This is a genomic window from Clostridium sp. KNHs205 (assembly GCF_000702945.1).
Taxonomy (GTDB): domain Bacteria; phylum Bacillota; class Clostridia; order Lachnospirales; family Lachnospiraceae; genus Anaerocolumna.
The window spans coordinates 3,500,197-3,526,083 of the sequence record NZ_JNLE01000003.1 but is presented as its reverse complement, the minus strand read 5'-3'; the positions used below and the strand labels follow the sequence as shown (position 1 = coordinate 3,526,083).

General features: G+C 40.2%; 25 protein-coding genes. 2 read left to right on the top strand and 23 right to left on the bottom strand.

Annotated features, from left to right (window positions below):
- Positions 1-68 precede the first annotated feature (68 nt).
- From BR73_RS0114550 to BR73_RS0114445, 22 genes are all read right to left on the bottom strand, one after another.
- Positions 69-965, bottom strand: a complete 897-nt coding sequence (locus BR73_RS0114550) for a GNAT family N-acetyltransferase (protein WP_033166127.1) — start codon at positions 963-965, stop codon at positions 69-71.
- 171 nt (positions 966-1,136) lie between these two features.
- On the bottom strand, positions 1,137-1,562 hold the full coding sequence (gene eutP / locus BR73_RS0114545; RefSeq protein ID WP_033166126.1) for a EutP/PduV family microcompartment system protein: 426 nt from the start codon (positions 1,560-1,562) through the stop codon (positions 1,137-1,139).
- Positions 1,559-1,936, bottom strand: a complete 378-nt coding sequence (locus tag BR73_RS0114540) for a BMC domain-containing protein (protein ID WP_033166125.1) — start codon at positions 1,934-1,936, stop codon at positions 1,559-1,561. Before BR73_RS0114540 ends, eutP begins: the two co-directional genes overlap by 4 nt.
- Positions 1,937-1,950: 14 nt before the next feature.
- The gene (locus BR73_RS0114535; RefSeq protein ID WP_033166124.1) at positions 1,951-2,736 is read right to left on the bottom strand and encodes a glycyl-radical enzyme activating protein; all 786 of its coding nucleotides are present in this window, start codon (positions 2,734-2,736) and stop codon (positions 1,951-1,953) included.
- A gap of 117 nt (positions 2,737-2,853) precedes the next feature.
- Positions 2,854-5,442, bottom strand: coding sequence for a glycyl radical protein (locus BR73_RS0114530; RefSeq protein ID WP_242860679.1), 2,589 nt, complete (start codon positions 5,440-5,442; stop codon positions 2,854-2,856).
- 242 nt (positions 5,443-5,684) lie between these two features.
- Positions 5,685-6,446, bottom strand: coding sequence for a DeoR/GlpR family DNA-binding transcription regulator (locus tag BR73_RS0114525; protein ID WP_033166123.1), 762 nt, complete (start codon positions 6,444-6,446; stop codon positions 5,685-5,687).
- A gap of 158 nt (positions 6,447-6,604) precedes the next feature.
- Positions 6,605-7,153 carry a BMC domain-containing protein gene (locus BR73_RS0114520; RefSeq protein ID WP_033166122.1) on the bottom strand — a complete coding sequence of 183 codons (549 nt, stop codon included), beginning with the start codon at positions 7,151-7,153 and terminating at the stop codon, positions 6,605-6,607.
- A gap of 5 nt (positions 7,154-7,158) precedes the next feature.
- Positions 7,159-8,511, bottom strand: coding sequence for a 4Fe-4S dicluster domain-containing protein (locus tag BR73_RS0114515; RefSeq protein ID WP_033166121.1), 1,353 nt, complete (start codon positions 8,509-8,511; stop codon positions 7,159-7,161).
- A 7-nt stretch (positions 8,512-8,518) separates the two neighbouring features.
- Positions 8,519-8,782, bottom strand: a complete 264-nt coding sequence (locus BR73_RS0114510; RefSeq protein WP_033166120.1) for a EutN/CcmL family microcompartment protein — start codon at positions 8,780-8,782, stop codon at positions 8,519-8,521.
- Between the two features lie 122 nt (positions 8,783-8,904).
- A complete protein-coding gene (locus BR73_RS0114505; RefSeq protein WP_033166119.1) occupies positions 8,905-9,546 on the bottom strand; it encodes a phosphate propanoyltransferase in 642 nt (213 codons plus the stop codon).
- A gap of 137 nt (positions 9,547-9,683) precedes the next feature.
- Positions 9,684-9,962: a BMC domain-containing protein gene (locus tag BR73_RS0114500; RefSeq protein WP_033167462.1), complete on the bottom strand. Its 279-nt coding sequence runs from the start codon at positions 9,960-9,962 to the stop codon at positions 9,684-9,686.
- A 345-nt stretch (positions 9,963-10,307) separates the two neighbouring features.
- Positions 10,308-10,595: a BMC domain-containing protein gene (locus tag BR73_RS0114495; protein WP_033166118.1), complete on the bottom strand. Its 288-nt coding sequence runs from the start codon at positions 10,593-10,595 to the stop codon at positions 10,308-10,310.
- Between the two features lie 164 nt (positions 10,596-10,759).
- Positions 10,760-11,035: a propanediol utilization microcompartment protein PduA gene (gene pduA / locus BR73_RS0114490; protein ID WP_033166117.1), complete on the bottom strand. Its 276-nt coding sequence runs from the start codon at positions 11,033-11,035 to the stop codon at positions 10,760-10,762.
- A 198-nt stretch (positions 11,036-11,233) separates the two neighbouring features.
- On the bottom strand, positions 11,234-11,548 hold the full coding sequence (locus tag BR73_RS0114485) for a BMC domain-containing protein (protein WP_033166116.1): 315 nt from the start codon (positions 11,546-11,548) through the stop codon (positions 11,234-11,236).
- 17 nt (positions 11,549-11,565) lie between these two features.
- Entirely contained in the window at positions 11,566-12,777 is a 1,212-nt protein-coding gene (locus BR73_RS0114480) for a zinc-binding dehydrogenase (RefSeq protein ID WP_033166115.1), read from the bottom strand.
- A gap of 33 nt (positions 12,778-12,810) precedes the next feature.
- Positions 12,811-14,199 (bottom strand): aldehyde dehydrogenase family protein, encoded by a 1,389-nt coding sequence (locus tag BR73_RS0114475; protein ID WP_033166114.1) that lies wholly within the window; start codon positions 14,197-14,199, stop codon positions 12,811-12,813.
- The gene (locus BR73_RS29790; protein WP_347463440.1) at positions 14,196-14,948 is read right to left on the bottom strand and encodes a heme-binding protein; all 753 of its coding nucleotides are present in this window, start codon (positions 14,946-14,948) and stop codon (positions 14,196-14,198) included. Before BR73_RS29790 ends, BR73_RS0114475 begins: the two co-directional genes overlap by 4 nt.
- Before the next feature lie 53 nt (positions 14,949-15,001).
- Entirely contained in the window at positions 15,002-15,802 is an 801-nt protein-coding gene (locus tag BR73_RS0114465) for a class II aldolase/adducin family protein (protein WP_033166113.1), read from the bottom strand.
- A 538-nt stretch (positions 15,803-16,340) separates the two neighbouring features.
- Positions 16,341-17,405 (bottom strand): rhamnose ABC transporter substrate-binding protein, encoded by a 1,065-nt coding sequence (gene rhaS, locus BR73_RS0114460; RefSeq protein WP_347463439.1) that lies wholly within the window; start codon positions 17,403-17,405, stop codon positions 16,341-16,343.
- 118 nt (positions 17,406-17,523) lie between these two features.
- Complete coding sequence (locus tag BR73_RS0114455) at positions 17,524-18,534, bottom strand: ABC transporter permease (protein ID WP_033166112.1); 1,011 nt, start codon at positions 18,532-18,534, stop codon at positions 17,524-17,526.
- 2 nt (positions 18,535-18,536) lie between these two features.
- The gene (locus BR73_RS0114450) at positions 18,537-19,532 is read right to left on the bottom strand and encodes an ABC transporter permease (protein WP_033166111.1); all 996 of its coding nucleotides are present in this window, start codon (positions 19,530-19,532) and stop codon (positions 18,537-18,539) included.
- Positions 19,533-19,550: 18 nt separating this feature from the next.
- Positions 19,551-21,104, bottom strand: a complete 1,554-nt coding sequence (locus BR73_RS0114445) for a sugar ABC transporter ATP-binding protein (protein ID WP_347463438.1) — start codon at positions 21,102-21,104, stop codon at positions 19,551-19,553.
- Positions 21,105-21,474: 370 nt separating this feature from the next.
- Here BR73_RS0114445 and BR73_RS0114440 point away from each other — a divergent pair, with 370 nt between their 5' ends.
- Entirely contained in the window at positions 21,475-23,025 is a 1,551-nt protein-coding gene (locus BR73_RS0114440; RefSeq protein ID WP_033166110.1) for a response regulator, read from the top strand.
- Positions 23,022-24,842 carry a sensor histidine kinase gene (locus BR73_RS0114435; protein ID WP_033166109.1) on the top strand — a complete coding sequence of 607 codons (1,821 nt, stop codon included), beginning with the start codon at positions 23,022-23,024 and terminating at the stop codon, positions 24,840-24,842. The genes BR73_RS0114440 and BR73_RS0114435 overlap by 4 nt, the downstream gene beginning before the upstream one ends.
- 52 nt (positions 24,843-24,894) lie before the next feature.
- Here BR73_RS0114435 and BR73_RS0114430 read toward each other — a convergent pair whose 3' ends face one another.
- Complete coding sequence (locus BR73_RS0114430) at positions 24,895-25,770, bottom strand: helix-turn-helix domain-containing protein (protein ID WP_033166108.1); 876 nt, start codon at positions 25,768-25,770, stop codon at positions 24,895-24,897.
- Positions 25,771-25,887: the final 117 nt, after the last annotated feature.

Here is a 25,887-nt window from a genome sequence, read left to right as displayed (position 1 = left end):
ATAAAAATCTTAACATATGCATTTCTTTCACTTCTTTATAATAGATTTCTTAAATATGACCTCTTTATTTAATAAGACCGGTAGACATTGTCTGAATAATCAAATTCAAAACCTTTTTTTCGATATAAATTATATGCCTTTTCATTTCTTGCATCCAAATCCAGATAAAAGTAATTCAAGTGCTCCCTTTTCAAAGTTCTTGATAGTTTGGAAAGTATAAAATCCAGGAGTTCACTTCCATAACCTTTCTTTTGCTCTGATTTCGCTACCGCGATATACTCAATTCGCCCATATCCAAGTTCCTCAAACCATATCCATATTATAGCGCCAGCTACATTATCATCATGCAATAAATAAGCCATATCATATCCCTGTTCAAGATATTCATACAAACTATCAACATCTTCTTCCACCCAATCCACCAGTGTTTCTTTAAAGAGTTTGTCAATTTGAAGAAGTATATCTGTAGCTTCTCTTGATGCAGAACAAATAACTTTATCCAGTTTCATAGTATAAGGCTTATTTTGATACAGCTTCATCTTCATGGATATATGAGAGGAAGATAGTTTGAAACCATTTTCTTCTAATACCTTACAGAGCAGTGTATTTTCCTTTAATACATCAAAGGAGATAAGTTTCTCTTTATATTTATACATATATCTAAGCTGGTTTATACTCTCGAGTATATTTTCATATGTATAATACTTGTTTTTCATAACAGGGCCAATGATTATTCCTCTTTGTACATCAATTTCCATAAATCCGATAATACCTAGATTCTCATCCCTGTCTTTTATCAAATAAAAACAATCATTTATCTTTTGATTGTTTTCATTCATTTCATTTTCCACATCCTTTAGATCTCCGCGGGGAAAGCCAAATCCCAGATTATTATGGCTGTAACTGAGCTTCAGCATTTCATTCAGAAAGCTGTGGTCGATATCAGTAATATTACTCAAGTACATATAAATCTACCTCATGAATTGAATTAAATTTTTTATTACAAATCATATTAAAAAAATTACTCATCTTCTATTATAGTAAATAAAGGGAAAAAGCGCAAACATTCTTAAAAAAACTCCTGGGTTTTTATCTATACCCCGGAGTTTCCTGCATTTCTCAAAAATATTAAAATCCTATTGCATAAGATATTGCCTTAGTTCCGCAAGTCCTTCACCGGTAACTGCGCTTACATAGAAAATCCGTTGACAGCCTGCCAGTTTTAACCATTCTCCCGCTCTGGCACAGTTAGCCTCCCATTTGTCTATTTGAGTCACGATACCTATTACTTCTCTGTTAACAAGGCTGGTTATGTTGGGACTGAACAGGGAATAATCCTCAGTAGCACCGAGCAGCAGCCCGACTACGTCTGCTTCATAAGCGTAGAGCGCCAGTGCACTTGCAAGAGATTTTGTCTGAGCATATTCACCGGGTGTATCAATCAGCATATCCATATAATCTGTTGCCTGAGTTTTGGCATATTGAAGCTTCTCACCCTTTAACGCCTGGGTAAGAGTTGTTTTACCACTTTCGCTTCTTCCGATCAATATCAGCTTTTTCATGTTCTGGTAAGCTCACATACGGAAAAATTTAATTTCTCCACCGCATAATCCAGTATCGCTTTCAGAGAAGCCTCTACTTCCGAAACACTTCCAGTCACAATCAGAGTACCGCTGAAACGATCAACAAACCCCAGCTCCACACCAGAGGTCTTAATCGCAATATCTCCTGCTATTATAGCTGTTTCACTGGGAGATACAGTAAGAATACCTATAGCTGCTTTCTGATAATCTATTTCAGGATTCAGACCCAGCTTTTTGTACAGAACCTGATCCGGTCCTGCAATAATATGCGCCAGTGTAATCTGTTTGCCGGGAACGATTTCCTGAATGATTCTCATTTTATTGTCATTGGATATCATATCCTGAAAATTCATCTGCTTCTCCTCCCTTATCCGCCAATCTGACAATTAAGACCTGTTTTTAATGCAGCCTGGAGCAGTTCCTCCATGGTTTCGTTACTTAAAGGCTCAGCATGCTGCATCTTATATACCCTGCCAAGTCCGGTATACTTATCCTGACCTAATCTATGATAGGGCAGCAGGTGTAAATCAGTAACTCCCGGAAGTGATTTTGCAAACTCTGCTATTTCACTTATTTCCTTGACTGTCGCATTAAATTCCGGGATTACCGGTATACGGATAACCAGGCGGGTCCCTTCTCTAGCTTTACTCTTTTCCGCTAGCTTTCTGGCATTTTCAAGTATCAGATCATTGGGTCTTCCGGTATATTCTTCATGTTTAACCGAATCCATATGTTTTATGTCCATCAGATAGACATCCAGCCAGGGCAGGTATCTCTCGATTACAGAGAACTCGGAATAACCTGTACTTTCCATAGCTGTATTTATACCATATTCCCTTGCCGTTTTCAGCAATTCCACCGCAAAGTCCGGCTGACAGAGAGCTTCGCCTCCGGAAAGGGTAAGCCCTCCACCGGATCTTCTGTAATAAGGAAGGTCCTTCATAACCTCTTCCATTACTTCTTCTACGGTTACATCTTTTCCAATAACCTTTGGCTTTCCGTCCACCATCATGGTCTCAATCCCATATTCCTGAGATTCCGGATTACAGCACCATCTGCATCTTAAATAACATCCCTTCAGAAACACAATGGTACGTATGCCGGGTCCGTCATGAATGGAAAATCTCTGTATATCGAATATTCTTCCCGTCATTATATTTCCTTTCGTGAATATCAAACTTTGATTTGATATTCCTGAATCCAACCAAATCCCCTTTTCCGGTATGCTCTGGTGCTTTTATCTGTTAGAGAGCATCTTCTTACAATTTCTTTATCCCGGAAATCCCTGTTCTGTTCTGGCGATAATATCATCCTGCAGCGATCTGGACAATGTCGTAAACAACGCACTGTAACCAGCAACTCTGACTACCAGATTTTTATAGTTCTCAGGATTCTTCTGTGCATCCATCAGGGTATCACGGCTAACTACGTTAAATTGCATGTGACTTCCCTTCTGATCAAAATATGCTCTTATCAGTGAAATAAAGTTATCGATTCCTCTGACACCGCTGAGAGCAGAGGGATGGAACTTCTGATTGAATAAAGTACCGTTAGAGGCAATAAAATGATCTAATTTAGCAACGGAGTTAGCTGCCGCAGTAGGTCCGTGGGTATCTCTTCCGGAAGCCGGAGATACACCATCAGCAATTGGAGTACAGCTTAATCTTCCATCAGGGGTAGCTCCGGTCTGAGCCCCTAAAGGAACATTGGCTGATACGGGGTATAGTCCGGCCTGATAAGAACCACCTCTTGGATTCTTAAAATTCTCCATAGGTTTCGTATAGGTATAGGCTATCTCCCTGGCAAAGAGATCGACATCTTCTATGTCATTACCGAACTTGGGCAGCTGGTTTATATCACTTAACAGTTGCTCCCATCTGTTTCCCTGCACTTCTGAAGCTCCGTCTTTTAAAGTAACTGCAAGGATTTCTTTTATCTCTTTTTCTCCGACCTTAACTCCCTGCTCCAGCAGTTTTTTTACAACAGCTTTTGTTGTTTCTTCTGCTTCTGAAGCGGATATTTTTACTGCTTCAGAGGAGGATGTTTCATGTCCAAAATTACTATCCATGGCATTTTTAAAATCAGCAAGGGTATATTTCTTTTGCTCAAATACCAGTTTCTTAATGGCATAAAGAGAATCCGTCATATTTGCAATACCAAAACCCTGCGGTCCGGTAAAGTTATAGATGGCTCCGCCTTCCTGTACGCTTTTTCCTCTTCCGATGCAATCCTCCACCATGGAAGAAAGATAAGGCAGTGGGCATCTTTCACTATGTGCAAGATCAATGGAGTTATCTGCATTCACCAATAGCTCTATCATATAATTCATTTGCTGTTTATAAGCCTCAAAGAGTTCCTCAAAAGAGTTCATCTCTTCTACTTCACCGGTAGGTACACCAACCAATACGCCATTGTCTCTGCCATTATGGAAGGCAAATTCCAAAGGACGTAGCATATTAAAGAAAGCAGCATCATGCCAGCCGTCAGTCTTACCGGCTTTTTGGGGTTCCACACAGCCAATGATATTGTACTCTCTGGCATCTGCTAGGCTCAGCCCTCTGTTTACCAGGGAGGGTATCACTACCTCATCATTATAGTAAGCCGGAAGCCCGATACCTGTTCTGGTAAGCTTCGCAGCTTTTACCAGAAATTCATGAGGTGTCTTATTCCATACTCTGACGGACAATGACGGCTGAGGGAGCATTACATGCATGGAGGCTTCTATGCTCATATAGGAAAGATCATTTGTAACATCAATACCTTCTCTGTTCTGACCACCTGCTATCAGATTCTGGAACAGACTATAGCCTGCAAATCCTTCCGCAGAAGCTGCATCTCTAACTTTATTCAGATCATTTAACTTGACCCAGATGCAATCCATCAGTTCCTGGGCAAATTCTATGTTTATTTTTCCTTCTTTCAGATCCTTCTCATAATACGGATACATATATTGATCAAATCTTCCGGGGGATATGGAATGTCCGCTTGATTCCACCTGCAAAAGCATCTGAACAAACCAGAAGGACTGGCAGGCTTCATAAAAGGAAGTAGCACTGTATCTCGGAACTCTGCTGCAGTTTTTAGCTATCTGAAGCAATTCTTCTCTTCGCTTTATATCCTGGCAGGCCGCTGCTTCTTCTTTTGCCAGTACAGCATAACGTTCGGCATAGAGACAGGCTGCTTCACAGCTTAGAATAACAGCTTTTAGAAATTCACTGCGTTTTCCATAATCCATATCGGATACCTTCAGTTCTGCTAATGCTTTTACCGCTTCTCCTTTAATACCTTCATAACCTTTTTCCAATACTTTTTCATAGGCTACTGTAACGTGACCTACACCATTATAGAAATAGTTTCCGGGGGTAAATACATTATGTTCCATGGCAAGCTTTGTTTCCGGTGCCATATAGGAGGTTGCCAGTTCACTGGTTGTTTTACCTTCCCAGTATGTATAAACATTTCTTAAGGTCTCTTTTGTATCCTCTGCTATATAAAAAGGATCTGCGCTTCTCTTTTCAATGGTATCAAATTCCTCCAGCAGCCACTGATAGGAGAACTCAGGAAATACCTGACAGCCCCTTGGTGCTTTGGTAGCACTACCTGCTATCAGCTCTAAAGGACGTATGGTAATAGGAATGTTCTTTAATATATGATAAAATGCTTTTGCTCTTCTTCTGATAATCGGTTCCCCTTCGGTACTTTTATAGCTTTCAGTAAGAAGAACTGCCCTGTCAGCTTCAATTTCCGGCATTGAGGCATACAAATTCTCTATAAGCATTGAAATACGTGGGCTTTTTACAATTTCTTTTGAAGGATGAAAGCCTTCTCTATCCTTTACATTATTCATGCCAATACCCATTGCTTACTGCCTTAAAGGCAGACATAGCAAGCAACCTATCCTTTCTATATTGTTTATATAATACCTTCTTACTTCCTGACAGTATTCTTATAACATCCTGCCAGTATTTTTATAACCTCATTGCAGGATCGTGATTCTTATTAAATCTCTTCACTGTTTTTATTGCCTTCTATTAGAAAACTGTAATTCAAAACTTATATAGTAGAAACAGATAATACTTTGAAAGAAAAATTACAGTGTTTTTATTCATATTTAAGTGAAATTTTAGTTGACTGAAATACCTGTTTCCAGGTATCAGCAGGTTCTTTGTCTGTAATAACATAGTCCAGATTATCCAGCCCGCCAATACGGGTAAAGGATATCTTGTCAAATTTCGAGGAGTCAGCAGCAAGTATCCTGGTACTGGCTGATTCCAGCATAAGCTTCTTAATCTGGGCTTCCATCTCATTTGAATCGGTTATACCCCGTTCCATATCAAGACCTTTGCAGGAAATAACCGCTTTATCCACATGGTAATTCTCCAGCATTTTTTCTGCCTGATAACCCACCAGCGAAAGTGAACCTTCCTTCAGCATCCCACCGGTAGACAGCACTTTCCAGCCTGCTACTTCGGATAATTCAAGAAGAATTTCAATGGAATTGGTAATCAAGGTAATATTCTTTTTGTTTTTAAGATGTTTCGCCGCATAGACAGCAGTAGAACTGGCATCCATCATAATGTGATCCCCGTCCTCGATCATAGAACATATAATATCTGCAATATATTCCTTATTGGATACATTGGCTTTCTTTCTTACGGTAAAAGGTAAATCTACATTAAAACTTTCATTCAGTATTGCTCCGCCATAAGTTTTTCTGGCAAAGCCTTCTTTTTCAAGCTTCTCCAGATCCCTTCTGATGGTTTCCTCTGTCACTTCAAAAGCTGAACTCAAATCACTTACTACAACTCTCTTATCCCTCTGCAATATTTCTAATATCTGATTTCTTCTTTCTATTGCAAGCATTGTCTTCTACCTACTCTCTTTTATAATTAGCACATCTGTGTACTTTAACACGCTGCCTTTTTATTGGTATTTTAATAGAAATTTTAGATAAGTTCTATTATAAACAAGTTCATAAGAAGTTGTAAAGTAACTGTTCTGTTGTTTCTTTTGAATTATAGCTATATGATACTCTCACACAGCTTCCTGTCAGGATTTGCAATAATTGCGGAATCAAGCAGCATGGCTGATTCACTGACAGCCGCTTTTGCTTTTTCAATGGCAGCTTCTACTGCTGCTATCTCACCAGTTAACAGCATGTAGGATTTTCCGCACATCCCCCTGGCAATTCTTAGTTCAATCAGTGTAACCTCTGCGGATTTAGCTGCTTCATCTGCTGCTACTATAATAGAAGCGGCGGAAAAAGTCTCAAGAATCCCAAGTGCCTTTATATTTTCAACTGAGGCTGCTCCATAGATGGCAGCAAATATGGAATCATGAGGATTTCCAAGTACGAAACTGTCAATTAAGTGTTCCCTGTATTTAAGCCTGGCGGCTTCAATAGAAGCTTTAACCGCAGACAGCTCGCCTTTTAACAGGATTATATATTTACCGGGACATACCGTCTGAGCTTCCAGGATTTCTACCTGTGCTGTTTTTAACATGGTATCTGCGGCAAGAAGTCCCGTGGATACTGTCTTGTATTCTACCATTCCGATTGCCTTGCTCATAACGTTTACATCCTCTCATTACTGTTTCGTATTATTATGTAATCCTCTGTTACTTCGATTACCTCACCATCTACGGAAGAATGGACCGGCAGGGAAAGCTTATCTTCTACTGCATCAGCAATCTTACTGCCGTATTTTACAGTATCCCCTTTCTTTACCTTCGGTACCGCTTTTACACCAATATGCTGAGCCATTTTTATCTTAACGAGTTCTGCCTGAAGTAAGGTATCCACTAAAGGTGCTTCTAGATTATACTCCGTTAACCCGATTCTTGCTGTAAGCCTCTCCATAGGTATTTTACGGTATTCTCTCAATGATAAGGGTTCTTTGTATTTTACTTCTTTATCCGGTGTAACACCTTTGCCCCTTAAACCATTCTTATACTGGGTTATCAGCCTTCTGGGAGACAGCTCCTGTGGACAGGCATATAGCTCACAGATACCGCAGGAACAGCAATAAAAAGTATGAAGAAATGGACTCAGGTCCTTTAGCGCAGCACCGGCACCGCTGGTGGCTGACCGCATAAACAGATGAGGTGTTATGGGGTGACCAAGGAGATTCCTGGGACATAAATCTGTGCACATTTCACATTGACAGCATACAGACATCGCCCTCTTCATATCAATAGAAACATCGGAGAGCATTCTTTGAACCAGTTTGTGATTTCTGTCCAGCACAAGGATGGCATTGGTCGTCTTGGTAACACAGCCATAAGAAGAAACCACGCTGCCAGTCATGGGCCCTCCCATAACAAAGACCGGAGATTTTACCGTTATCTCTCCTGCTGCCTTAAGGACTTCTCTTACTTCCATACCGATAGGTGCTAAAACTGTTTTAGGAGCAGTAACTTCTCCGGCTATTGTAAGGTATTTTGTATTCACAGGTCCTTTATTTTTTAAAGCCTTATGAATATTGAAAATCGTTTCAACATTAAATACAGCAACACCTTTCTGAATAGGTAGGCCACCAGGCGGAATTGTTATACCAAGGGTTTCATGTATCAGGACTACTTCATCTCCCATGGGATAAACTTCCGGAAGAAGTTTCACTTCAATCTTCGGATAAGAAGGCCTGTTAGCCTGCAAAGCCTCAACTGTCCCTTTGTAAGCTTCCTTCACGGCAATTACTGTTCTCTTCGCCTCTAAAACTTCGCCAATCAAAGCAAAGGTTTCCATGATTTCATAAGCATATTTTTCAAGGAGCTGTCTGTGGACCTTTAGCAAAGGCTCACATTCTGCACAGTTTAAAAGGATTGCTTCTGCCCGTTTATCAAGTTTGGCATAGGTGGGAAAACCTGCGCCACCTGCACCTGCCACTCCATGCTCTTTTACAATACCGATAAGTTCCTGTATTTCCATGCTGAAATTACTCCAATCCAATTCCGTCGTCTACAATACCTACTATAGCTGCATCCACCGGTGCACTTTCCATACGGCATCCGATGCGGGCACCGCTGCCCTTTACCACCAGAACAACTTCCCCAATACCTGCTCCTACATTATCAATGGCCACGAACCTTCCGCTTTCCTCCATTTTGTCAAAGGGTTCCACAATAAGGAACTTACAGCCTATGAGGTTCTCATTTTTTCTGGTTGCTACCAGGGAACCAACTACTTTGCCGACTATCATACAAACTCCCATCTGCGTGCTTTCACACACGTACAAATCAGGATGCAACCACTTTCCAGGATTTTAGGGTGTATTTAAATTGCTTTTGCTATCCCCAGCCTGATTTGATATTCCTGACTGTCTTACTTTATTATAATTGCGGAATCGCCTGTTGCGATGCCTGCTGCATTTGCTTCATCTGTGTCTATATGCATTTCCAGTGTATAACTTGCATCTACCCGGATTGTCACATGGTTAAAGGTTGTTCCTCTTTCATTATCCGCTTTAACTGACACCACCTGACCATTTACAACTCCTGCTGCTTTTGCATCTGCCGGAGCCATATGGATGTGGCGTTTGGCAACAATACAGCCTTCCTCCAGATAAACAGCACCTTTTGGTCCTACAATGGAAATCGGTGCAGAACCTTTTATATCACCGGATTCTTTAATCGGTGCTTTGATTCCAAGTTTGATGGCATCGGTTTTTGATATTTCAACCTGGGAGATTTTCCTGACAGGTCCTAATATCCTTACATTTTCCATTGCTCTCAGTTTGTAACCCACAATAGTAACCAGCTCATTTGAGGCGTATTGGCCTCCCATAAGTTCCTTTTTCTTTGTCAGCTCATAGCCTTTTCCAAAGAGTACCTCCACATGCTCCTGGGTCAGATGTACATGCCTTGCAGAAACACCTATAGGTACGGAATAATCGGTCTCGGAATCATTTTCCTTCATTGCTTTTAATACCATAGCGGTTATTAATTCTACGTCTTTTTCTTCCAAAGGATCCACCTGCTCTTTTAATGATTCGTGTTAAGGACAGGAGCCGATGTTCTTTATGACATCTGCTCCTGCTTACCCTGCATTTTCTCGTATACCTTACTGCTGCCGTTTCCTTTTAAGTAATGGTTTGTTTCCGATTACTTTAATGCAGGAAGAATTTTCTCAACATCTGTATGAGGTCTGGGAATTACGTGTGTAGCTACCAGCTCACCAAGTTTGGAAGCACTGCTTGCACCAGACTCAACTGCTGCCTTAACTGCACCTACATCTCCTCTTACCATAACACTTACTAATCCGGAACCGATTTTCTCAGTTCCAACCAATGTAACATTAGCTGCTTTTAACATTGCATCAGCTGCTTCAATTGCTGCTACTAAACCTCTTGTTTCTACCATTCCTAATGCTTCCTGTGCCATTTTGACCTCCCTTACAGCGGTTTCCGCTGTATCATTAATTTTTATTTTTTCTGTTTCCTTTATTGCACTAGCTTTTTCTGCTTTTTCTGCTTCTTTTGTTTCTGCGGTATTGCTTTCTAAGATATTGCTCTCTGTTGTCACCGCTTTATCTGTTGCATCTGTTGCTTTCGCATCAGCTGTCATTACTACCTCAACCGTTTTTCCGGCTTCAGTAGTTTTACCAGTTTCGGCAGCCGTTTTTTTATCAGCTGTTTTTCCAGACTTACGGCTTCTGGATTTGGTCTTTTCTGAGCTGATATCATTTTCTTCTGGTCTGTTTGTTTCTGCCATGACTACCCCTTATCTTTACTGTTTGTTCAGTCTGGCTGCACTGATGTTAACCATTCGAATGGTTTCTTCATGGGGATTAGGAATAACGGCATGCACGCAAGGTTTCATAGCTGTCTTTGCGGCAGTTTCCACGGCATGGGATACTGCTGATACATCTCCCTGCACGATTATGGTTACCAATCGCCCTCCAAGCTTCCTCTCCCATGTTACGAATTCCACATCGGCAGTCTTAAGCATCACATCCAACGCCTCTATAGCAGCTGTTACGCTGGGAATTTCAATAAATCCTAATGATCGCATCATTGGCTCCCATCTGCGTGCCTTGACACGCGTTCAAAATCTGGGGGAGTGAAAAGTGATTTTCTTTCACCCTTACCTCTTTCACTAAATCTCTGATCAGATTATTAAATCTTATCAGATCATAAAATCCTATCAGATTATAAAATCTTTCAGATTATAAAATCTTATCAGATTTTAGGAAGTATTTTCTCAACATCTGTATGAGGTCTGGGAATTACATGAACTGCTACCAGTTCACCTAATCTTGCTGCTGCATTTGCACCAACTTCAGTAGCTGCCTTAACTGCTCCTACATCACCTCTAACCAATACAGTTACAAGACCTGAGCCGATCTTCTCTGTTCCAACCAGTACAACCTCTGCTGCCTTAACCATTGCATCTGCTGCTTCAATCGCTGCTGTAAGTCCTCTTGTTTCAACCATTCCTAATGCTTCCTGAGCCATTTTGATATCCTCCTGTTTTATAAGTTTCATTTCAACTATCAATTATTTTATATTTGAATTAGATTTTACATATTAATTAAAATGCTATAATGTTCTTTGCTCCCATTCCATGCCGCAACTGCTTTCAGATGTGGCACTCACTGTCACAAATCAGGGTATAAATTATAAACTCAATAATTTTCACGACCCTTTTACATTTTAGCTTTTATCCAAGCCATTTAATGAGAGCATTTTCTCAGTTCCGTCTTCCGGGTTTGCGATCACATGTTTTGTAATTACACCGGATACTGCATTAGCGGCAGCTTCAGCAGCTTCCACTGCTGCTCTGACATCCTCCACCTTACCGCGGAATTTCACCATAACAATTAAGGGCACCGGGAGATTATCTGCATTAGCCGGCTTATTACGGTCAAAGGTCTCCAGAATAACATTAGCAGCTTTACAGCCGGCATCGCCTGCTACAAAAGCAGCAACCAATCCGTACACCTCTATCATGCCTACGGCCATCGCCATTTTGCTACCACCCTTTCTTATGCCTCATTGATCACGGCTATTTTTAAGCCTTCCATTTTCAGATTAGTGATAAAACCTTCGTTAATCTGATCCAGTGGATATTTGTGGGTAATCAGCTTGTTAAGAGGAATACCGATTCCTTTTGCTCTCTTGATGAAATCAAAAGTTGTAGCATAATCTCTTAAGGTATACACCCAGGAGCCAACGGTAGTGATTTCCTTCGCACAGATATCAAAGTGAGGATTTATCGTAGCGTCACCGCCGTTGATGAAGAAACCAAGTTCACAAAGACCGCCGCCATTACGGATAAATTTGTATATATTAGAATGTCCTGCCGGAGAGCCTGTGCACTGGAATGCGAAATCTGCCAGATACCCGCCAAAAGCCTCTTTTACTCCCTCAGCCAGCTCTTCTGCGCCTTTGTAATTCTTAAAGTTTACACTACTTTCTGCTCCCATTTCTTTTGCAAAAGCAAGTCGCTTATCCTCTCCGTCTACTGCAACGATATTCTCGATACCCATTGTACGAAGAACAGCGATACATATTAAACCGATAGGTCCGCAGCCCTGAACCACAACACGGCTGTTAAATCTTAATATGCCTGTGGTCTTGGCTCTTTCTACTGCATGAATCAATACAGCACAAGGCTCAATGAGAATTCTGGATTCCAGATCCAGATCGCTTACGTTAAATACGGTAGAACCGCCTCTTATAATGATGTAATCAGAAAACCATCCGTTTAAATGTATGTCGTCATCGGGCAGAAGACCATAAACATCCGCTCCGCCTACATTCTGTTTGTTCAAATCGAACATGGTGATATCCGGATTATCTTTAAAGATCATACAGGTTACTACCTTATCACCAACCTTAAGAGATTTGCCCGCACTGTCTTTCTTAACATTTTTTCCGATTTTTACGATTTCACCGGTGCCTTCATGTCCTAATACAACAGGAATTAAGGCGAAAGGATCTCTCTTATATTCATGGGCGTCCGTTCCGCAGATACCGCAGCCCTCAACCTTTACCAGGATGTCATCATCTCCCAGCTCAGGAATAGGATATTCTTTCAGTTCTATATTTTCCAGTTTTGTAAGTACTGCAACTTTAGCAGTCTTAGGAATACTGCCAGCCTTAGCAGGAACTCCTGCCTTACTGTCCGCTTTCTTATCGCTGGTCATCTCTGCCAGTACCTGTCTTACAATGTCTTCAATGTTCAAATTCTCCATTGTATCTCCTCCTGCTTTCAATATACAAATCCATTAACGGATACAAAGGCTGTCTGCCATAACACAACGTCTTTGTTTGGTAAAGGTACGGGCGGAGGTAAGTCCTTCTCCTGTTCTGCTGGCTATGGTAAAGGTGCAGAAGCCTTCTCCGCCGAAGCCAAGAGCTGCGTAAGAAGGTGCATTTTTTACAAAGATAGCCGTATCTACTGCTTTTCCGAACCTTGTCAGATTGTCTACATTCTTAGAATGCATATGTGCGGAATGACGATTGCCATGCTCCAGCCACACAGCTTTTTCAATGGCATCATCAATATCCTTTGCTCTTACGATACCCAGTATAGGCATCATCAGCTCTTCTGCAATTAAAGGATGTTCTTTCTCACCTTCAAAGATGATACAGCGGATATTCTCAGGTGTTTCAATACCAATCATGGAAAGTATTGTTCTGGCATCCTTACCTACGCATTTACGATTCAGTCTGTTATCCTTAAGTACCACTGCAGTTAATTTTTCCTGTTCTTCTTTGGAGATTACATAGCAGCCGTTTTCAATGAGATAATGCAATAATTCATCCATAATCTTACCAACTGCAACGACCTCTTTCTCAGCAATACAGGGAAGATTGTTATCAAAAGTACATCCGTTAACAATGTCCATTGCAGCTTTTCTGATATCAGCTGTTTCGTCTACCAGAACAGGCGGATTACCTGCTCCTGCGCCTATTCCCCTTTTTCCGGAGGAAAGCACTGTCGTAACAACCCCCGGACCGCCGGTAGCTACTATCAGAGGGATATTCTGATGCTTCATCATGATATCTCCGGAAGCTAAGGTAGGTTTTACAACAGATACCGCTATGTTATCCGGACCGCCGGCTTCCCTGGAGGCTTCATTTACCATATGTACTGCCAGGTTTGATACGCCGATTGCCGCCGGATGGGGGTTGAATACCACGGTATTTCCTCCCGCTATCATCCCGATACTGTTGCAGAGAATGGTCTCACTTGGATTGGTACAGGGAGTAATGGCTCCGATTACACCAAAGGGTCCCATCTCTACAAGTGTAAGTCCTCTGTCTCCGGACCAGGCTACTGTTGAAATATCCTCTGTACCCGGAGTCTTTTCTGCTAACAACTGATGTTTTAAAATCTTATGTCCTACATTTCCCATTCCGGTTTCTTCCACACCCATGCGGGCAAAGAGCTCAGCATTTTCCAGGGTTTTTTTACGAATATTAGAAATGATTTTCTCTCTGGAATCCATGGAAAGCTGCTGCATAACCTTTTGAGCTTTGATTGACGCTCCGATAGCATCGTTCATTTCTGTAAATATTCCCGACAGCTTCTGCTCTTCTTTGTTACTGGCTTCCATCTGCAGAAGGACTTTTCTTACAATGTCCTTCACTTGTGCTTCCTTTAAATTCACGAAAAAGCCTCCTTAAATTTTTCTTTTCCGTAAGCAGCAAGAGCCGCATCCTGACTTTCCGTCCCTCCGCTGACACCCAGGCCGCCAAGAAGGTTCTCCTTAATAACCAATGGTTCTCCTCCTCCGAAAATAACTATCCTGCCTTCATTTGTATGCTGTATTCCATAAAGCTCACCGCCCGGCTGACTTAACGTCTTCAACTGCATCGTAGACATTTTAAGGGCTGCGCTGGTGTAGGCTTTGTTTAAGGCAATATCAAAACTTGCAATATAGGAATCATTCATGGCATGAACCGCGATTGTTCTGGCCCCCTTATCTGCCACAGCGATAACTGCTGCGACTCCAATTCTTTCCGCTTCTCTTTCTATTTCTTCAATGAGAAACTTGGCATGGGATAAGGAAATCCTCTCCGGAATCTTACCAGTACCTGCCGGGTCCTTTAGAACTGCCTTTGAAATAGTCTTTGAAATCTGCTTTTCCCTTATTGGTTGTATGGAAAGTCCTGCTTCATCAACGGCTTTTCTTACGGCATCCATAACGGCTGTTTCTACCATATGGGCTCTGGCATTACCCACCTCTTGCAAAGCTCCTGCAAGGAAAGTATTCACTGCTTCGTTCCCGCAGTACTCCATTACATTCGTGATTCTTTCTTTTAGAAAATTAAGCTCTTTATATGTCCTGCCAAGTTGTGTGCTGTCCTGCCCGTTGGTATTTATATTGCGGTTTTTGTTAATTACTTTATCTTCCATACTAACACCCATGCTTACCGCAAGCTTACTTGCAGTGCTTTTCAAATTGAGTATTATTTCAGTCCTAACTGTTCCATAACTTTCTTTGTAATATCAGCTACAAGCTGGCTGGAATCCACTTCTGCTGTTCCGTGATTTCCGCAGTTACCATGGCAGTTTGCCTTGCCGTCTTTATTATTCTGGCAAAGGTTTGCAGGATGTTTGCCGGTCATTCCGAACTGTCTGCGGATCTCGTATAATCTCTGTACCTGGGAATCGGATAACTCTTTTGGTCCTCCAAGCTGCTTGGAGATATAAAGAAGTTTCGCATAGAACTCAACGGATTCCATCTTATGGTAAGCATTCAGTAAGGAATCTCCGAAAGTTAAAGCTCCATGATTCTCTAACAATACCGCATCATAATAAGGGAGGTATTTAGATACTGCATCAGGAATTTCTTCTGTTGAAGGAGTACCATACTCTGCGATAGGTACGCAGCCTAAGGTTATAACAGCTTCAGGCATAATAGGCTGAGTTAAAGGAATTCCTGCTATTGCAAAACCTGTAGCATACATAGGATGTGCATGAACAACAGAGGTAACATCGGGTCTTTCTTTATATACACGCATGTGCATCTTGATTTCAGATGAAGGCTTGAAATTACCATTTGCCTGAATCACTTTTCCTTCTTTATCAACCTTACATATGTATTCCGGTGTCATAAAGCCCTTACTTACACCGGTAGGTGTACATAAGAATTCGTTGTCACTTATCTTAACAGATATGTTGCCGTCATTGGCTGCAACCATTCCTCTGTTATAGATTCTTTTACCTATTTCGCAAATTTCCTTTTTGATTTCGTACTCTGACATCATAGTGCAATCTCCTTTAATTATGTGGTATTTATTTGTTTTATGTGCATTTACCTGTATTGTATCACTGCAAAACCAGCAAGTCAATATTAATATATTGGTTTTTAGCAATATTATGTTGTTTTTATTTGTTTTTAGCATCCATAATACAAGGTTTTTACAATTAAAGTAAGTGACTATTTACCAAATCACTATTACGCAACTTAAAACCACAATTTTCAAACAAAAAAACACACTGGTTTCAACTCCATTACGTGGTTTTTCGTAATTATATTTGATGCTTTATCTATTTAAATTGCTGCATTAATGAAATCTACCTTTCTGGAGCTAAATCAAAAAGGCTGCTCAGTTAACATGCGCGTACTATGGCATCATATACCGAAAGGTAATATCTAACCTTACATAACGCAAACAAGTTAATCAAAACAGCCTATCATAAATATTGGGTTTACATTAAAAAGTGTGGGCAAACTGATTTCTGTGAAATTCAAATATAAAGTAATCAAAAAACATTTTAACTTATATTGTATTTACTTTTTTATTAATATACTGATTTCCATTCATCAATATTAGCAGGCTCAAATTTAAAGGGTGCGCCAAGAAGTACTTCTGTACCACCATCCTGAGCAGAAATAACTTCATAGGAACCTAAAGTTCCGGCTTCGAATTTATCCCCCTGTGCTCCGGTGATATCACCTTTTACCAGTGCGATTGAAGCATAAGCAGCAAGTCCGCCTACATCGATAGGATTCCATAAATACATCCAGGGACAGGAACCATTTGCAATGTATTCTGCCATTTCACTGGGAAGACCCAGTCCGGTTACGGATACTTTACCAATTAAACCTTTGTCAGTCACTACTTTGGCCGCAGCCATAATACCTACTGTTGTAGGTGCGATAATAGCTTTTAAGTCAGGATAATTCTTAAGTAAAGCTTCTGTTTCATCCACTGATTTCTGGAATTCATCATCACCATAAGCAATCTTTACAAGATCAAGACCAGAGTAATCCCCTTCTTCCAGCTCTTTCTTCATCCATTCAATCCAGGTATTCTGATTTGCAGCCTGGCTTGTGGCACTGAGGATAGCAATCTGTCCGCTTCCGCCTACCATTTCTTTGGTTGCCTGAATCAGGGTACGTCCTATTTTCTCACTATCCGCCTGGTTAATGTGAACCATACGGCTGTTGGAGTTAACTGCTGCATCCAGAGATAATACTTTGATTCCTTCCTTCATGGCTTTTTTCAGAGCCGGTTCTAAGGCGTCAAAGTCATTTCCTGCAATCGCAATAGCATCAACCTTCTGTGAAATCAACTCATTAATCATGGTAATCTGTGCTTCAGCTGTTGCTGATTCGGGAGCTTTGATTATGGCTTTTGCTCCGGCTGCTTCGATTACTTCTTTAAATCCAGCACTTTCTTTTTCGTTGTAAGGATTTCCGGCGCTTTTAACCAGAATTGCAAAGTTTTTACCTGCAACTGAATCAGCAGGTGTATTCGGGTCCCCAGCGGATGTACCGGTTTCTTTATTTCCGCAGGCTGTAAATACAGTTGCTGTCAGGGCAAGAGTCAGAACCAGTGACAATACCTTCTTCATTTTTTTCATACCTAAACCTCCAATAATTTTTTATACATTAATAGCTTTTGCCAAAAAGCAGCTGCTATATGTAACAGAATAAGAAAGAATATTCCTGTAACAAAGGAATGTTATAAAGATAACTTTTTTATACTTCTCCGTTTGTTTTCTTTTGAAAGAATCTGCCTAAATTTAATTTTGGAATCATAACCGCACCAATCAAAAGAGTACCAATGATAATTAACATCACCTGAGAACTTACATTAATTAACCCCAATCCGTATCTTAAGAAACCAATTATGAAAATAGAAATAACCGCTCCGATAAATCTTCCTTTTCCACCACTGGTAGAAACTCCTCCAAGTACTACCATGGCAATTGCATCCAGCTCATATGCCATAGCAATATTAGGTCTTGTGCTGCCCATACGGGAAGTCAGAAAGATTGCTGTTACCGCTGCCATTGTACCTGTAACGGTGTAGATGATCAAGCGGGTTTTATCTACCTGAATTCCAGTATATCTGCTGGCTACTCTGTTGCTGCCGATTGCAAACACACGTCTTCCAAAAGTAGTTTTATGTAGTACAACCCCGAATACCACAGCTAATACCACAAATACTATCAGCATATAGGGTATGCTTCCAATAGAACCCCAGTAGATTTCACTGAACCAGCCGGGAAAATTACCGGCAGCCTGATCCTTTAAGATCATGGTAGCGATACCCCTATAGAGAATCTGTGTACCAAGGGTTACGATCATCGGCGCCAGTTCTTTAAAGCGTGTCAGTATAAAACCATTAATAAATCCGCAAAGTGTTCCTGTTAAGAGACAAATGATAACAGCAAGGTGCATAGGCACTCCAAGACTGTTATAGGTTACTCCCATTACTACGGAAGATAAAGCTACGGTAGCGCCTACTGAAATGTCAATCTCTCCAAGCACCAGTATAAATACCATAGGCAGCGCCAGAAAGGCTTTCTCCAAAAAGGAGGAAGTTGCATTCAGCAAGCCGTCACCATTCATATAATAAGGGGATAAATTGGCATTCATAATATTGATACCAATAAACAATACTACCAGAAACCACTCCCACTGCAAGAAAAACTTCTTAAAAGAAAACTTCTGCTCTCCGCTAATAACTCTGTTTGATTTACCCATGATTAAAGTTCCCTCCTCTTCAGATTTTTCTTATCGATGGATCTCTGTGATATAGTGTTTATGATTATAGCCACGATAATTACCAGTCCCTTTATAGCATCCTGCCAGAAGGGTGAGATATTGATCAAAGGCAGCGCATTATTCAAAATACCCAGTGTTACCGTTCCTAATATTACACCAAATACGGTTCCTTTACCGCCGTTTAAGCTTACACCACCGATAACACAGGCAGCAATAATGTCAATTTCAAATCCAGTTGCTGCATCTCCCTGAGCAGAGGCATATTTGGAAATCCACATAACACCTACCAGTCCGGACAAGGCACCCATCAGGGAATATACCAATATATTGATTTTCTCAATATTAATACCGCTGACCTTTGCAGCTTCCACATTGCTTCCAACAGCATAAATCATTCTTCCGGTTCTGGTAAATTTAATAAAATAAGCAAATATTATGTAGATTACAACAGCCACTACGATCATATTGTTGATTCCCAGAAACTTTCCCGTTGCAAAAGCTTTCAGACCGTTTGGCAGCTGGTAAGCGGCAACCCATTGATTGTCAGCAATAAGATATGTAGCCCCTCTGTAAGCATTCATTAGACCCATGGTGGCAATAATGGGAATTACCTTGCCCTTTGCAACAATAACACCAATTAACATTCCGCAGGCACAGCCTACGAATACTCCCAATAAAAAGGATACTGGTGTCGGGATTTCCGGATGGGCTCTTAAAAGTAAGGCTACTGCCATTCCTGAAAATGCGATGGTAGACCCAATGGAGATATCGATTCCTCCAATTAAGAGAACACACATCATACCGATTGCCAGGATACCCATCATTGTTGCATTGGTAATCATATCATTTAAATTGGTCAAGGATAAGAAGCTGTGGTTTCTTGCCTGGATAAATACGGCAAGAACAATTAGTATGATAACCAGACTCATTTCTCTTGTACTGGTTAATTTCTTTAGATTCCATTTATTTTTTTCCATTGCCTGTCACCTTTCCCGTTAATCACAATGGCAGACTTTTGCCATGCCTTTTTCCAGAATACTTTCCTGGGTCGCTTCACCGCGTTTGAATTCTCCTGTTACCCTGCCGTCACACATAACCACAATTCGGTCTGACATACCAAGTATCTCAGGCATTTCTGATGATACCATAATGATAGCGTAACCCTGAGAAGCCAGTTCTCCCATAATCTCATAGATAGCGGCTTTTGCTCCTACATCCACACCTTTTGTGGGTTCATCCAGAATCAGAACCTTCAGATCAGATGCCAGCAATTTTGCCACTACTACTTTCTGCTGATTACCACCGGAAAGGGAGCTGGCCTTGTCAAATATGGTCACAGCCTTTGTGTCTACCTTCTCTGCCAGCTTCTTTCCAAGCTCACGTTCTTTCTTATCATTTAAGATTCCTTTTCTGGTCAGGCTGTTAATAACCGGCAGCGTAATATTCTGTCCGATTCCCCAATCCAGAATAAGCCCTTGCCGCTGCCTGTCTTCCGGAAGATATCCGATACCCAGTTTCATAGCCTCCAGCGGGTTTTTCGTATGGATTTCTTTACCATTGAGAAAAATGCTGCCTTCATCAATTGCTTCCACTCCAAAGATGGATTCACAGACTTCTGTACGTCCGGCTCCCACAAGTCCTGTAAATCCAAGAATTTCTCCTTTTCTTACCTGAAAGGAAACGTCTTTAAAAAATCCTGTACGGCTGATGTTATTCACCTGCAAGACTACCTCACCGGGAGTTATTTCAGGCTTGGGAAACAGCTGGTTGATTTCTCTTCCTACCATGGCTATGATCAGATCCTCGTTGCTGATCTCATCCACATTGTATGAGCCGATATATTTGGAATCCCGGAAAACGGTAACTCTGGTAGCCAGTCTGTACATATCCTCAAATCTGTGAGAGATGAAGATGATGGAGGCTCCTTCATCCCTTAACTTCTCTGCTATTTTATACAATTCTTCGCTTTCCCTTTTGGTAAGGGCTGCGGTAGGTTCATCCATAATAATAATCTTGGCATTCATGGAAAGTGCTTTTGCGATTTCCACCATCTGCTGCTGGGCAACACTCAGACTCCCCATTTCCGCAGTGGCATCAAAATCTGCACACAATTCTTTTAACAGGGCATTTGCTTCTCTATGCATCTGTTTCCATAGAATTCTTCCGGTTCCCTTCTGTACTTTCTCATGGCCCATAAAGATATTTTCGGTTACAGATAAATGAGGATAGGCTGTAACATGCTGATAGATTGCCGCAATTCCTGCTGCCTGAGCTTCCTTGGGATTTTTAAAGTTTACTTCCCTGCCGTCTAAAAACATGCTGCCCTTTTCCGCTTTATGTACCCCTGTAATCACTTTGATAAAAGTAGATTTACCCGCTCCGTTCTCTCCCATCAGTGCATGGATTTCACCTTTTTTCAGCTGAAAGTGCACATCATCTAAGGCTTTTATGCCCGGAAATATTTTTGTTATTCCTCTCAGTTCAAGAACATAATCAGACATGTTCATTTCTCCTTCCCCTATGACAGAATGCTCCGTCTGTGATTTCATAACACAAACTCTGTTACCGTCATATTTAGCTGATACTTAACTTCTATACATTCATCATATCCTCCAATAGTCCTAAAGCCTATGGTAAAATATTTTGATTTGGGTATTATCTTACTGTCTTTCAAATTTTTTATGGTTTTATGAACATATTTGTGGTATTTTACTTTCATTGTTCTTATTTCTTTCTACACATACAACACAAAACAACTTTTTCCAGGTCTGTTTTATTGCAATATGCCATTAATTTTGTTACAATTCAACTATAGTCCAGTGTGCTGATATAAAGTTGCTGGCATGCAGTGAGAGCTAGTGTTAATTAAAAAATATAATATATGTTTCTATGGGGTAATCAACAGAAAGGCTGGTTTACATGAAAATACTGATCGTGGACGATGAGGTTCTTACCAGGGAAGGTATTATTTCTAACATCGATTGGGACAGATTAGGTATAGATGAGATTTATGAGGCAGATGACGGCTACCACGGTTTAGAAATGGCCAGGCTTTATAATCCCGATATCATCTTAAGTGATGTCAGGATGCCGCGGATGAACGGTATAGATATGGCACGGGAGCTGCATAAGCTTCTGCCGGCCTCCAGTATTATCTTTATGAGCGGTTACTCTGATAAGGAGTACTTAAAAGAGGCAATTAAGCTAAAAGCTGTAAGTTATGTAGAAAAACCTATCGATGCTTCAGAAATAGAAAGTTCTATTCAAAGCGCTCTTGAGGAACAGGCTGTTACATACAACAATCTGATACGTGCAGATTATCACAGTAAATATTTCAAAGGTAAATTAGGTCTTAAGATTATCTACCCGGTTTCAAAAGAAAACCTGCCGGAATATACAAAACAGTTTGAGGAGTTAGGTTACGAAATAAAGCCAGGTGTTGAATTTACCACTTTAATCATTACTTTAAAGTCACCTGTTTCAAATATCTCCGACCAGCAGGCCAACGATCTTTACGCCAAACTAAAGGAATTATCTGACTTTTATAAGTTAAACCACATTCCTGCCATTAAAAATGATGAGTATATTATTGTTCATTTTTTTGCAAATAAATCCATAGAAGCTTCCATCTCATATATTTGCAGCCATTTAGCAGGATACCTCAAAAAAGATTTTCATTTCTATATTGCTGTCGGCAAAACGGTAAGGGGACTTAAAAACGTATATGAGTCATACAACCAGGCTGTTGCTCTGCTGCAGAGTTCTTTCTTCTATGAATATAACAGCATTATAGGACAAGAGATAAATACTGCACAGAGAGCTTTGGATCAGTCTCTTTATACCAAATTCTGTGAAGCCTTGCAGCAGTTAAAGGAAGAAAGCGCCATACAGGCTGTAGAAGGTATTTACCGCCAATACAGGAACAGTCAGCATATCCTGCCTGGTATTGCAAAGGACATGTACTATAAGCTCTTTGCCACTCTGATACAAACTGCCTCCAAGCTCCATATTCCTGATTTCTATGAAAGCGACAGTGTTGCTGTTCTGGACTTTATATCCAGAGACAAGAACTTAATCGAACTTCATGAATTACTCACTGATAAAATACATCTTCTTTTTGCAGCGGCAGATAGCAGTCAGGAGGAAAATCCCACTGTTCATACCATAAAAGAATTTATCAGTAAACATTATAATAATGAAAATCTGTCCGTAAAAGATATCAGCGAACACGTCTATCTGTCCTCCACCTATGTATGTACTTTGTTCAAAAACGAAACCGGCAAGACATTAAACCAGTACCTTACAGAATTCAGAATAGAAAAAGCAAAAGATATGTTAAGAGATCCCAAATATAAAATATCCGACATATCAATAAAGACTGGATACAGTGACGGGAATTATTTCAGTAAGACATTCAAGAAAATCGTGGAGCTATCTCCATCAGAATACAGGGAGCGGTTTGGAAGATGATAAAAGGTCTTAAGAAAGTACTTCGTTATTATTCCACCGATATGAAATTAAACCATAAGCTTTTGATTTCCCACCTTATTTTAATACTGGCTCCTATATTAATTATTTCTGCGCTGTTTTACAGTCAGCTTTTTTCGATTATCGTGGCAAATACCAAAGATACAGAATTAAGTCTTGCCAGAGAAACTGCTAATAATATCGAAAACACCATTGAAGATGTGAGGAATGTTTCCAATGAGATCGTAAGCAATGATACCTTTACAAAACTGTTGACCTATAACAGGGAGGACGTTAATCTGAAAGATAATTCGAAATATTATAACGAAATCCTCTCCTTTACCCAGTATGTAAATTCCCTGATAGATGGAATTAAGGTAACTGATATCAAAATATATCTCAGTACCCCTTATGAAGATATTTATGATAATCCTAAACTTAGCGGGGATATTATAAAACCCATAAGCAAAATTCAAAATTCCTACTGGCACGGAATCTTTGCCAGTACCAGTAAGCGGCTCCTCTTCTGCCCTTCCCTCTATCTAACCAGCGAAGAAGAAGCAAAATCAGGGCAAATTTCCTTAGTCCGTAAATTGGTAAATAACGAACAGCAGGAGGCTGCCTACGTCAGTGTTTATTTAAACAAATCCTATATAAATTCTATGTTAAAGGAATATACCACTCTTTCAGAAAGCGCAAAGTATATCGTAAACGAACGGGATGCACTGGTAGCCTCTTCCGATGTTAATCTTGTGGGAAAATATCTGGTATATTACGAAGATATCCCCCCTTTAGTACCGGATACCAATAAATTTGTAACCAAGTATTTTTCCTCGGAGCGATGTTATATTTCCTATAGAGAGATTAGCGGAGCCGGCTGGTATATGCTGTCCGTAATACCAATAAACAGTATCTGGTCAGAGAATAAGCTTCTGATTTTGGAGTTTCTAACCGCTTATGTAGCTATATTGGTATTTGCCTGTATTGTTTCACTCTCCCTGTCCAACTCCATTGTGGGCCGTATTTCATCTGTCATTGATAAGATGAGATCTGTAAAAACAGGCAAACCCACTCCCTTAGACAGCCCTACGGAACATGATGAAATCGGAGATTTAATAGAAACCTATAATTATATGGTCACAGAAATAACCCATCTGTCCGAAGAACAAGTAAGAACTGCCAGTGAATTAAGAACTGCGGAATTCAAAGCATTGCAGGCACAAATTAATCCCCATTTCTTATACAATACTCTGGATATGATAAACTGGTTATCTAAAAAAGGGGAGAACGAAGAAGTATCTGCTGCTATCCTTGCACTTTCCAAGTTCTATAAAATGACTTTAAGCAAAGGTAATATTGTTGTTACAATTGAAGAGGAGCTGGAGCATGTTTCTCTTTACATCAAGCTTCAAAATATGCGGTATAACAATAAAATTCATTATACCGCTGACATTCCGGATAACATTCTGGATTACACCATACCTAAGATTATCTTTCAGCCGGTGGTGGAAAATGCCATTCAACATGGTATTTTCGGCAAAGAGTCCAAAGAAGGAAATATTGTCATAACCGGATGGCTGGAGGCGGATATCCTGGTATTTCTCATCTCTGATGATGGTATTGGTATCTCGGAAGACAAGATACAAGACCTATTAGCCGGTAAAATCAAGAGTTCTTCCGGCAGTGGTGTGGGAATTGTCAATACGCATAATCGGCTTCAGTTGTTCTATGATACGAATTTCGGTTTATCCTATCGAAGCAGACTAGGTGAATATACAGAAATAGAAATCCGCATACCTGCTATCAGAAAGGAGAGCTAATAAATTTAAGTCTAAATATCACAGGTATTATCAAAGAACTGGGATTCCCCTTTCACCCCTTCCACTCCTTTCGGAATTGAAGGGGTGTCATATTTTCACGGTCTTTAAACAAATGAATGAAATGGCTTACATGATTCATTCCGGTTATATAAGTTATTTCATTAATCGTATAATCTGAGTATTTCAACAATTCCTTCGCATAGGTTAATCTGGCAGAAATAAGGTATTCATTTACTGTTATTCCCGTATGGTACTTGAACTCCTTTGCAAGATAGAACTTGCTGATATTAACTTTTGCGGCAAGTTTCTCAAGAGACAGATTTTCCGTGAAATTCTTATCGATATATTTCATAGTCTCTTTTACATGGTCAGGAACCAGAATGGAAACCGCATTGTGGCTGTTCTTCTGGATCAGTATTTCGGTAAGGAGGTTAACAATTAAGTTCGAAGTCAGGATTTCTGCTGATGGAAGCTTCTTCTGATTAACAGCTATTATTCTTCTAATAGTACTTTCAACTAAAAATTTATCCTGTATCTCTAAAATAGTGAAATTCTCTTTTACATATTCTTCATAATATCCCAAAGCATTGTTGCCATTAAAATGCAGCCATAAAAATTCCCATTCCCCCTCTCTTACCGCTTCATAGCTATGGGGATTCATGCAATTAATAAACATGCAGCTACCTTCTGTCAGGCTGTAAGCAGCATTTTCGTATTTTAACAGCCCCTTTCCAGATATGGTATAGATAATCAGAAAGGAATTTAAGTTGGCCCGCTCTGTAAAATAAGGGTGTGTAGTCTTAAAATATCCCGTTTCCTGCACATAGTAGTAGATTGATTTCGCTGTCTGGCCAGGTGTTAGAATAAGCCTCACAGAATCAGCAGACCAGGTCATATTTAAACTTTCATGATATTTTGATATTTTCATTTTCTGAACTCTTTCTGATTTTTATGAAATAATAAAAATTTAATGCATGTGAAATGCCTGCTTGCAGTGTATTAAAATCCAGAAGATTTCAAAACACCAAGATAATGCTATTATTGA